A 10,980-nucleotide genomic window follows, 5' to 3' on the forward strand; every position below is an offset into this window, starting at 1 on the left:
GATAGTGAAGCTTGAGTTCGATAATTTATTGGGCTCAAGCTTTTTTTCTTTGTTTGAAAGACCAGGTAAAATGAAAAACAGCGACCAAAGTACCGTCCGCTGTTTTACCTTCAGTTCTAAGTTTAACAGTCTCTGATTCGCCCGACTGTATACAACGTTCGACCGCTTCAAAAACATGGTTTCCTTCGCTACAAGTGAATTTCACTCTGGTAGTCGCTCGTTTGACGAATTCTCCTTCCATCCCCACAATAATGGATGCAATGCCAGGTTTGATTCCCTCAATGGCCATTAATGCTATAGCGCCAGTAGAAAGTTCAGCTGCCATGGCCATCACGGCAAAGTACATCGATCGAAATGGATTTTGATTGAGCCAGCGGTGCGCTACTGTTGTAGTGGCATGCTCTTGTTCCAATTCAATCACTTTCATACCAGAAGCCCATCCTAATGGGATTTTGAAAAGTAAGAAGGTGCGAAATATCCATGCATTGAGCATGCGTTTTCTATATCGGGCTTGAAGGGGAGATAATGTCATTTGATATTGTTTAATGCCTCGTGAATCTAATCATTTAGTCATTGACGACCAATTTCATTTAAAACTATGACGCAGATCATAATTCAATAGAGATACTTCTCTACATTTGCATCATGCCATTGCGGTTAATCTCCATATTGCTCATTTCAGTCATGATGTACAAGCCCATCTTGTGCACTTGGACAGTCGTGGATTTTGCTATGAACAGAGATTATATCGCTGCCTACCTTTGTGAAAATCAAAACCGACCTGAATTAGAATGTCAGGGCAAGTGTTTTTTGATGACTAAACTAAAAAATCAGATGAATGATAGTCAGGAGCACAAGGCCAAACAGCTGACGCAACTGAGTAAAATCGAACTGATGAATGTACATGAGGCAACCACTTTCGGTTTCTTCAATACTGATTTTGTCACGCTAAAAACACCTGAAAGCCCAGCGGTCATCGAAGGATACTTGGCTTCTATTTTTCACCCACCCATCGTTTGAGGTTGTCTGATTAGATAGCCGAATACCCCTTTTAATATTCCCTGTTCATAGGGATAATCAAGAAGTTCTCTTTGTAATAGAGAATATCATTAACTATTTATTATTCAATAAGTGTAGTGGGATGAATTGTATCCACACTGCCCAATATTTCAAACGATGAAAACATTACACAATATATTTTTATTAGCCGTTTTGGTACTTGCTCAAGCCTGTTCTGATAACGATGAAGTTATGAATCCCGTAAGCAATATGATCGAAATCGCTTCGGTTGCAGTTCCAGATTCAGATTTCAAAGTGGTTATGTATATGGAAGAAGGAATGAGCCCAGAAGTAGGCTATAACGATTTCTCTTTAGGCCTTTATACCAATGCTGGAGAGTGGCTGAGCAATGCTCATTTGAGTATCACCCCGATGATGGACATGACGGAAATGAACATGATGCATAGTGCACCATTCGAAGCGGACGAACATGATGCAAGCATGGACATGCTGCAAACATTCGCTACAGTATTTGTCATGCCGTCTACCGCAGGAAATTGGACGCTTGACGTAACCGTCATGGAAATGGACTCTGAGTTTCAGGGTGAGGTTTCTTTGCCATTGACTGTAACTGCCCCTGAACTAACCAGACTCAAGTCTGTAACCAGTGAAGAAACTAGCTATTTCATTACTATGATTGACAATCCTGATTTTGCTGTAAACAGTAATGATATTGAGTTTACGATTCACAAACGCGAGTCGATGATGAGCTGGCCTGCAGTGGAGAATTTGACTATAGAAATAGAACCAGAAATGCCAGCCATGGGTCATGGATCACCAAACAATGTGAATCCTACTCATCAAGGCAATGGACACTATAAAGGCACTGTCAATTTTACTATGATGGGTGATTGGGTAATCAATGTGATTGTAAAGGATGGGGATACTATCATTCTTGAGGACGCATTTGATGTCGTATTGTGAACAGTTTAAAGTTCCATTCAAGACTTTAGCTAAACAACTTTTGATTGTCATTTCGACGAAGGAGAAATCTCATCACCTGTAGCAGATGAATTGGATTTCTCCCTACCGGTCGAAATGACAATTAGGAAAAAAATAAAAAATGAACAGTAAACCGATTCAGTTCCTTGTTGTGATATGTGCATTGGCTTTACAGTCAAATGCTCAAATCTCTCACCAGGCTTGGCTCGACTCCATCCAAAGCGATTCCTATATAGGAATGGAAGTATGGCTGGATGATCTGGAACTGTCTGAGGCCAGACATATCGACGAATCAGCAGCCTATGGTTTTTACAAAAACAATCCGCTCAATAGTACGGAAGAAGTGCTGTCTCGTCTACCAGGGATGAGCATGATCCGCCGGGGCAATTACGCTTGGGAACCTACCATTAATGGATTGAGTAGCGGACAAGTGAATGTGGCTATAGACGGCATGCGGATGTTTGGCGCTTGTACGGACAAGATGGACCCGGTGTCTTCTTATGTGGAGCCTAACAATCTGGAAAGTATTGTAATTGAAAAAGGCGGAGCGGGAAGTGCACATGGTAGCACTGTTGGTGGTGCTGTAGATTTCAAGCTCAAAAGACCGAGATTCAACCAAGCATGGAGTGGCAGTCTAAATTCCAGATATGAAACCGTGTCTAATGGAATGAGTCAATCGGCTAGTCTGAGTTATGGTACTGAAAAGCTGGCGATCAGAATGAATGGCAGTTACCGAAACTATCAAGACTATACCGATGGAGAGGGTGACGAAGTGTATCATTCTGGATATAAGAAGCTGAATTATTCCCTGAGCGGCGCCTATCGATTGAAGGGAAATAACCTGATCAATTTTGATTTTCTAATCGATGACGCTCGAGACATTGGATACCCCGGTTTACCCATGGATGTAGCATTCGCTAAAGCGAAAATTGGAGCGGTGAGTTATACGATGTTCGAACCATTGAACTGGTTGACAGAAGTGGAGTTTAAGGCCTACGCTAATACAGTCGATCACCTGATGGACGATTCCAAACGAATGGATATACCTGTCCGTATGGACATGCCTGGCGAAACTAAAACTTATGGAGGGTATGCACAGGCCAGTGCGGTTCGCGGGAATCACATCATACAAGCGAAGCTCGATGGCTATGCCACGAATGCCTATGCCGAAATGACCATGTTCATCCCGAACGAACGAGATATGTTTATGTTGACTTGGCCAGATGTAGATCGAAAGGATGTGGGGTTATTTGTCTCCGACCAATGGCAGACCACTGAAAAATTGACTACCGAGATAAGTATGAGAGGAGAGCAAGCTTTTACTCAAATGAACAGCGAAATGGGCAAAGGCCAATTTGCAGTGTTTGGCTATGGTGAAGAGGATTTTCAAGTCAATCATTTTGTGCTCAATACGGGTGTTTCTTTGAATTATAGTTGGTCCTCAGCATTTTCTACGAAAATAGGTGGTAGCTATGGTGAGCGATTGCCATCGGTCTCTGAGATGTATGGGTTCTACTTGTACAACAATTTTGATGGCTATGACTATATAGGCAATCCGGAGATTAAAAAAGAAAGTTCTTATCAACTGACGGGCTCAATCAACTACCAGCCGGTAGAAAAACTCGAAATCAATGTAAGTGGCTTTCATTATTGGTTCAATGACTACATCATTGGGTATGTAGATGAATCTTTGGATGCCATGACTATAGGAGCCAAGGGGGTGAAGGTGTATGAAAATGTAGATGGGGTGACTTTCTCTGGCTTTGATGCTCAAGTGTTGTATCAGGCTTCCAAACATCTGCAATTGTTGTATGCGGTGAAAGCTACCTATGCGACTGATGGTGAAGGCACGCCTTTGCCACTGATACCACCGCTCAAAAACAATTTGACGGTAGTGGGACAAATCAAAGGGTTCAAACTTCAGGCAGATGGAGAGTGGTCTATGGCGCAAAATCAGATTAGTGAAAATACCGGAGAGATAGCCACGCCGGCCTATCAGCTTATCCACCTGAGAGCCAGCAAGGATTGGGATATGGAAAAGGTAAAACTCGGCCTTTCATTAGGGGTAGAGAATGTGTTGGACGAAAGCTACAGAGAGCATCTGGACTGGGGTGGGGTATTGCGACCTGGTAGAAATTTTTATGCCTCGCTAAAGGTTGGGTTTTAAAACCCAAGTTTTCTGTGTTGGGAAAGTTCTCAATTCAATCTCATTTAAACCCTTCCAAAGTTCTAAACTTTGGAAGGGTTTTTATTTTTATATTCGTTAGTTATTATCCGTTGCAACGAATCACAACCACCTAATAATGAGAAAATATGTAGTCCTATTCCTTTTCTTGATAGTAACCACTACCATAAATGCTCAAGAGACAATTCTGTACGGGATAGATGATCTTGAAAAAAATAAATTCTCACCATGGGAATTTAATGGGCCAACTGATATTGTTGGAAGCTATGGGTTTGGTTGGTCAGAATGGGAATGGGGTTTAATTGTTTTAAAAGCCGGAGAAAATTGGTGCATTCAGACCGAGGCTAGTAGCTGGGATGTTAATGAGCTTGGAGAAGCCATTGGAATTTTAACTGACTTCAAAACATACAATGAACTGACCTTAAAAGGCAATGAACTTATCGATGAAATGGGAAACAGTATTGTTTCATTTAATGTATACGATAACTCGAGTAAAATTTACAATTTAACTGATGAAGAAGATTTGCTTTATGGAGCGATTCATGTTAGGCATAATAAAGTGGAATTTGGAACGTATCACGAATATGTCAATAAATTGGGTAATTACGGAATGCTATCAACTAGAGTATTTGACCGTTCAGAACTTGCGGCCTTTTCCGCCTATGAATTGAAAATAATGAGAAATGAGATATTCGCTCGATACGGATACATATTTCGAGAAGGTGGAGAAATGGCAGAATATTTTAAAATGAAAAGATGGTATAAGGGAACAAGCAATAATGTTGATAAAAACTTGACTTGTGTTGAAATGGAGAATATTAAGACTATTCTAGCTTTAGAAAAAGAATTGAAAAACCGAAATTAAAATAGATGCTCTCCCTACGACCCACCTGCGAAAACTGCAACAAGCCACTACCACCTAATAGCACAGAAGCCATGATCTGTAGTTATGAATGTACATTCTGCTCAGAATGTGTGAAAGAGGTACTGCACAATGTCTGCCCCAACTGTGGCGGAGGTTTTGAAAATAGACCCATCAGACCAAGTGCAGGACTTCAGAAGCATCCTGCTAGCCAAGACGTGGTATTTAAGCCCGTAGATCAAGCGGCCTTCCAACCGCTCATGGAGAAAAACCAGAATATTCGACCAGAGGAAAGGTAGTTTTTTATTTTGGTATTAAATTGTTGAATAGTTAGGCCTGAGGCCTGACGAACATTGTTTTTTTAGCCCTTGTTGGTCTTGTCCAGATGGGATGCCTTTGGCATGATCAACAAATATGTACTTCAAACCATTTCCAAAAATGAAATTTTTATACTGTCTTTCTATTCTTAGTGTTGTATTCGCCTGTCAACCTTCAGAAACTACCGAAACAATCGACAATCCTTTTGTTGTCGAGCTCAACGAACTCGTTGATTTTGCCAACGTTACTGCCACTGATGTGGAAGCTTATGGCACCTATACTATCAATCAGTCTGCACAAGCAGTAGAGCAGATCAAGGCGGCAAGTACCCCTACATTTGCCAATATATTCGAAGCCTTCGATGATATCAGCAACAGCGCAGCCACTGCCTCCAACAAGACTTTTCTGATGTACTGGACTTCGCCTGATTCATTGATAAGAGCGACTGGCTTAGAAACCTACAAAAGAATCGATTCCTTGTTTAGAAGTGTGTATTCGGATAAGGACCTTTACAATAAGATGGTCAGTTTCAAAGAGACGGATGACTACGCAAGTTTGTCCCCTAAGAAAAAGCTATTGGTAGATGATTTGATTGATGGTTTTGAATTGTCCGGCGTGGGGTTGAATGCGGAAGATTTGGCTACTTATAAAAAATTGAACGAAGAGATCAATGACTTGACCTCGGAATATGCTACCAATATGAATACCGCAAACGAAATATTAGTATTGAATGAGGTGGGCGCAGAAGGGCTTCCTGAAAATTTCAAAAAAACCTATGCCATAGGTGAAGGCAGGTATGAAATACCAGTAATCAATGCCACCAACGGGCCTGTGATGAAAAATGCTTCCAGAGAAATGACAAGGAAGAATTACTACGTCAAGTTTAACAACCGAGCGGCCGACAGCAACCTGGCTATTCTTGATGAACTGGTACAGAAAAGATATGAGCTCGCACAATTGATGGGTTATGATACTTACGCCGATTACAATCTCGTGCCCAAAATGGCCAAGAATCCAACCAATGTATGGGACTTCGTGAATGGTTTAGTGGAGGCAAGTAAGGGCAAAGCGATTTCGGATCTCAAAGAACTGGATCAAGCAAGAGCCACGTATAGCAATGGAGCCGATGAGGCTTTGGACAGTTGGGATATGTCTTATTACAAAAATGAAATACTGAAAAACGAATACAATGTAGACCCCGAAGAAATCAGAAACTATTTGCCTATGGACGAATGTCTCAAAGGTATGTTTGCTGTATACCAGAACTTACTGAATTATGAATTCAAAAAGGTAGAAAATGGCAGCGTATGGCACGAAGAAGTAGAGATGTATGAGGTCTTTGAGGCGGGCAATCTAAAAGGACGTTTTTATCTGGATCTTTATCCACGGCCAAACAAAGAGACTTGGTTTTACTGTGTGCCGCTTGTGAGCGGAAAGCAAAAGCCTAAAGGTTATGAAGTGCCTGAAGCCATGTTATTAGGCAATTTCACCAGGCCTACAGAGACCCTTCCATCGCTATTGAGTCACAACGAATTGAGTACATTGTTTCACGAGTTTGGTCACATCATGGACCAGATGGCCTATACTGGAGAGTATTCACTTCAGCACGATTCGAAATCTGATTTTACTGAGGCGATGTCTCAAATTTTCGAAAACTGGATTTGGGATTATGAAACAGTGAGTTCTTTTGCGAAGCACTATGAAACTGGAGAGGTACTACCGAAAGAAACTTTTGACAATATGTTGAAAGCCAAAAATGTCGCTTCAGGATATTCTGCTATCGGCTCACTAAGGAATTGTATGTATGATCTCAACCTCTACAATCTGTATGATCCGAACAACAAAATACCTACGGATGATCTTTGGAAGAAGATCGATAATGAGCTGGGTATAAAGGATTTTTATGTGGAAGGTACGCACAAGCAGGCCAGCTGGATTCATATCAATACGCACCCGGTGTATTATTATGGATATTTGTGGTCCGATGTATATGCGCAGGACATGTTTAGCGTATTCGAAAAGAATGGACTACAAGATCAAGCCACTGGGGTGAAATACCGAAAGTTGATTTTGGCCAACGGCTCTCAAAGAGACATTGTTGAAGCTGTTGAGGAGTTTCTTGGGCGCCCATCAAACAATGAAGCTTATATGAAGAGCTTGGGACTGTAATTCCGTTTGTCAATGGTGAGATTGTTTGTGATTTTTATTGGTGTAGTCCTGTCAATTCGGGTTTCTGCTCAGAAGTCTAGCAGTTATCAAGAAGATTTTCAGATTTATAAAAAAGCCCTCTTAGAAACACACCCCTCGCTGTATCGATTTACACCTCAAAAACAATTTGATGCCGTATTAGATTCGGTAGAAAGTACCATAGACAGTGAAACTACCGAGTGGGAGTTTTTCCGAGCTTTACATCTTGTTCATACCATGATTCGCGAAAGTCATTCTTTTCTTGGCGTTCCTAATCAGCTAATGAGAAAAGCCACTTCTGCTAAGTTGTTTCCTCTGCAGGTTTGGATAACAGAAAGCAAAATGCTAATCACTGGGTCAAGAGAGGAATCTTATGCGCATTTGGTGGGCCAGGAAATAGTAAGTATCAATGGGCAATCTGTGAAATCGTTGGTTCAAACATTGGAGACTTTTTCTCTGTTGAATACTGGCTACAACAATTCAGCGATCTACAAAGAGCTCTCTGGCTTCAACAACTTCGCTTTTGCCTATTATTTTTTTGTGAGTAAAGCCGAATCCTTTGAATTAGTTTATGGATCAGATGAAAAATTGCAGAGCGAAACGCTAGCCGGCAGCAAGAAGGGTTTGAAAGGTGAATACCCTCAGTTTCCTGATGAGCCCAAGCCGCCATTTTCTCTGAAAATAGACGAAAGTAAAAGTATGGCTCAACTGACTATTTCGACTTTTGCTTATTGGGTAGTGGGTAAAAAACAAGAGGATTATCAGGAGTTTTTTGAAAACTGCTTTACTGAATTAGAAGAAAAGAATATTAAGCACCTCATTATTGATGTTTCGAATAATCGGGGAGGGGAGGAAATGATCGGCGCAGAATTTTTGACGTACTTCATAGATCAGCCTTTTCGGCTTTATAGACAGGTAAGTGCGAAAACGCTCGACTATAGTTGTATCAACCGCCTCCCGAATTCGTCCAGGCCCAAGTTTTCAAATAATGATTTCATCGACTGCGACTCTATCTATGTTTTGAAGAAAGGAGATATTCTAAAGACTTTTGAACCCAAGCAAGAACATCGATTTACTGGAAATGTTTACTTCATTGCCAGCGGCAGGTCTAGGTCAGCCACCAATATCTTATTGTCACTGGCAAAATCCCATGATCTGGGGATCATCATAGGACAAGAGTCTGGAGGTGCTTCCCAAGATTTGGATGGAAGATGGAGAGTTAAGTTCAACTTGCCTTTTTCAAACGTATTTGTTTCTTATCCAGTTTGGCGACTTGAAATAGATTCAGAAAATCAAAACCCAAGGCGTGGAGTGATTCCGGATTTTGTTGTGGATAGAAGCAATGAAGATGTATTGTCAGGGAGAGAGCCTGAGCTGGATTTTGTTTACCAACTCATCCAAAATGAACAGTAGCAGTTTGTTCTGGAGTTGAATCCAGATTGGATAAACCTATTGATCGTCGAACTGACTGTCAATATCTTGTTCTACTTTGATAGCAGGTCGATAGATTTCAAATTCAACCCTTCGGTTAAGCTTGCGATCTTCCTCGGTCACTTCTTCCACAATAGGTTGTGAACTTCCGTAGCCGTTGAATTCGACTCGATTAGACCCTACGCCACCAAAAATGACCACATAATCTCTAATGGTTTGCGCACGATCTTTGGATAGTTGCAGATTCAGATCGTCCGATCCGTATTTGTCCGTGTGGCCTGAAATCCGCAGATAGAAATCGGGATTGTCATACATGAAGTTGATGATCTTATTCAAGTCGCCATACATTTCCACTTTCAAATTGGCTTGACCGGCATCAAATTCAATGGATTCGAATTTAACCTTACTCGCAATCGGTTCGGTGACTTCATGGAATTGAACGGGTCCATCCAGATAGAACATCTCTTCTATTCTAAAGAATTCATCCCCCTGAATGATAAGCAAGTAGTTCCTATGATTGATCAAATCAAATTCAAAACTACCGTCAGGCCGTAAGTACTTAGGTGCCACCGCTGTGCCTTCATCCAAATCTATCACAGACACAATACCCGTAAATGGCTTTCCCGTCAAGGAGTCTGTCAATGAACCAGATATTTTGGTTAATGCATCTGGCTGTGCTTCCATCGGAAGTGGAAAAGAATACAGATCCAACATATTCAGATCATGCGTAGCAGATCTGGAATAGAACAAATCTTTGGATTCCGAATCAATAGAAAAGTAGAATTCACTACCCCTCCCATTCACCAAAGGACCAATATTGATTGGTTCACTCCATTGATTGTTTTCGTGATAGGTTTTGTAAATGTCAAACTCCCCAAACTTGAATAGCTGTCCGTTAGAGCTGAAAAATAAAACTTCATGATTAGGGTGGTAGAATGGGCTTACTTCATTTTTCCTTGTGTTCACTACTGGCCCAAGGTTCTGAGCCGGCATCCATTCATTCTTGTCATTTTTGTAGGTGAAATAGATGTCTGACAAGCCAAAACCGCCGATCCTGTCGGAGGCGAAATAAAGGGTGTCTTCCGTGTGAGATAAGCTCGGGTGGGAATCCCAACTGACACTATTCACAGTAAAGCCAATATTTTCAATATCAGTCCAAACACTGTCTGCATTCAGTTTAGCAATAAAGATGTCACAATTGCCCATGGATCCGGGAGAGTCGCACCTTGAGAAGAAAAGTGTCTTACCGTCCTTGGAGATACATGCCGACCCTTCATTGTACTGTGTATTGATTTCTTTTAAGTCTGTACTCAGCTCCCAATAGCCATCGTTCTTCACTGAGATGAAGAGATCTTCATTTTTTCTATAAGTCAATCCCTGAAAGCGTTCATTCCTCTTGGAGGTAAAAATCATTACTTGATTGCCCATGCCCAAAGTAGGGGCATAGTCTGCATGTCTTGAGTTTATCTTCCTTCCCATGTTTAGCAATACGCCTCGTGGGGGACGAATGGTATCAATAGCTTTTCTATGTTCCACCAGCTTGTAGTAGTAATCTAGCGGAACAAAATTGTCAGTCTCTTGGGTATTGAGTGAATCATAGTATAATTCGATTTCCCGGATGTCGATACTTTGATGATGGTGTCTGAGTACTAATTTGTAAAGTGCGCGAGCTTCTTCTTCTGTGCCATATACTTCTGTCAATTTGGCCAGTCGCCAAATCCAGTAGGTGTCCACATAAAAATTTCTGATGCCAAATTGCATGACATAATGTTGAAGTGCTGGATAGAGTTCGGCCCAATTTTTTTCCGACTCCAATTTTTTGATGTGGTTCAATTTCGATTTGTCATAGTATTCGTTGACAACATTGATGTTTTTGAAGTTGTAAATACTGAACTCACCTTCCGTACCTAAGGTGTCGATCTGCAAAAGGGCGCTGCTTTCCTTTTTTTTACCCAATAGCTGAGCATTTGACGATGTATAGGTCAGGACCAGAACA

Annotated in this window: 9 protein-coding genes; 7 read left to right on the forward strand and 2 right to left on the reverse strand. The window is 41.3% G+C overall.

The features are described 5' to 3' along the window. Positions 1 to 34: 34 nt before the first annotated feature. Complete coding sequence (locus R8N23_RS05220) at positions 35 to 532, reverse strand: DUF4442 domain-containing protein (RefSeq protein WP_318170509.1); 498 nt, start codon at positions 530 to 532, stop codon at positions 35 to 37. Between the two features lie 113 nt (positions 533 to 645). On the opposite strand from R8N23_RS05220, the gene R8N23_RS05225 reads away from it, so the two are divergent. From R8N23_RS05225 to R8N23_RS05255, 7 genes are all read left to right on the forward strand, one after another. Continuing rightward, positions 646 to 1,020: a hypothetical protein gene (locus tag R8N23_RS05225; protein ID WP_318170510.1), complete on the forward strand. Its 375-nt coding sequence runs from the start codon at positions 646 to 648 to the stop codon at positions 1,018 to 1,020. A 156-nt stretch (positions 1,021 to 1,176) separates the two neighbouring features. Then, positions 1,177 to 1,983: a FixH family protein gene (locus tag R8N23_RS05230; protein ID WP_318170511.1), complete on the forward strand. Its 807-nt coding sequence runs from the start codon at positions 1,177 to 1,179 to the stop codon at positions 1,981 to 1,983. Between the two features lie 139 nt (positions 1,984 to 2,122). Continuing rightward, a complete protein-coding gene (locus R8N23_RS05235; RefSeq protein WP_318170512.1) occupies positions 2,123 to 4,168 on the forward strand; it encodes a TonB-dependent receptor in 2,046 nt (681 codons plus the stop codon). Between the two features lie 136 nt (positions 4,169 to 4,304). Further along, a complete protein-coding gene (locus R8N23_RS05240; RefSeq protein ID WP_318170513.1) occupies positions 4,305 to 5,051 on the forward strand; it encodes a YARHG domain-containing protein in 747 nt (248 codons plus the stop codon). 5 nt (positions 5,052 to 5,056) lie between these two features. Continuing rightward, positions 5,057 to 5,347, forward strand: coding sequence for a DUF1272 domain-containing protein (locus R8N23_RS05245; protein WP_318170514.1), 291 nt, complete (start codon positions 5,057 to 5,059; stop codon positions 5,345 to 5,347). Between the two features lie 139 nt (positions 5,348 to 5,486). After that, on the forward strand, positions 5,487 to 7,535 hold the full coding sequence (locus R8N23_RS05250) for a M3 family metallopeptidase (RefSeq protein WP_318170515.1): 2,049 nt from the start codon (positions 5,487 to 5,489) through the stop codon (positions 7,533 to 7,535). Positions 7,536 to 7,547: 12 nt separating this feature from the next. Next, on the forward strand, positions 7,548 to 8,966 hold the full coding sequence (locus R8N23_RS05255) for a S41 family peptidase (RefSeq protein ID WP_318170516.1): 1,419 nt from the start codon (positions 7,548 to 7,550) through the stop codon (positions 8,964 to 8,966). Positions 8,967 to 9,002: 36 nt separating this feature from the next. On the opposite strand, the gene R8N23_RS05260 is transcribed toward R8N23_RS05255, so the two are convergent. Next, positions 9,003 to 10,940, reverse strand: a complete 1,938-nt coding sequence (locus R8N23_RS05260; RefSeq protein WP_318170517.1) for an OmpA family protein — start codon at positions 10,938 to 10,940, stop codon at positions 9,003 to 9,005. Positions 10,941 to 10,980: the final 40 nt, after the last annotated feature.

The sequence above is a fragment of the Reichenbachiella sp. genome (assembly GCF_033344935.1).
Lineage (GTDB): Bacteria > Bacteroidota > Bacteroidia > Cytophagales > Cyclobacteriaceae > Reichenbachiella.

Excerpts from the sequence above, each read along its gene's own strand:
- R8N23_RS05220 (WP_318170509.1), bottom strand. The coding sequence starts at position 532 with ATGACATTATCTCCCCTTCAAGCCCGATATAGAAAACGCATGCTCAAT.
- R8N23_RS05225 (WP_318170510.1), top strand. The coding sequence starts at position 646 with ATGCCATTGCGGTTAATCTCCATATTGCTCATTTCAGTCATGATGTAC.
- R8N23_RS05230 (WP_318170511.1), top strand. The coding sequence starts at position 1,177 with ATGAAAACATTACACAATATATTTTTATTAGCCGTTTTGGTACTTGCT.
- R8N23_RS05235 (WP_318170512.1), top strand. The coding sequence starts at position 2,123 with ATGAACAGTAAACCGATTCAGTTCCTTGTTGTGATATGTGCATTGGCT.
- R8N23_RS05240 (WP_318170513.1), top strand. The coding sequence starts at position 4,305 with ATGAGAAAATATGTAGTCCTATTCCTTTTCTTGATAGTAACCACTACC.
- R8N23_RS05245 (WP_318170514.1), top strand. The coding sequence starts at position 5,057 with ATGCTCTCCCTACGACCCACCTGCGAAAACTGCAACAAGCCACTACCA.
- R8N23_RS05250 (WP_318170515.1), top strand. The coding sequence starts at position 5,487 with ATGAAATTTTTATACTGTCTTTCTATTCTTAGTGTTGTATTCGCCTGT.
- R8N23_RS05255 (WP_318170516.1), top strand. The coding sequence starts at position 7,548 with ATGGTGAGATTGTTTGTGATTTTTATTGGTGTAGTCCTGTCAATTCGG.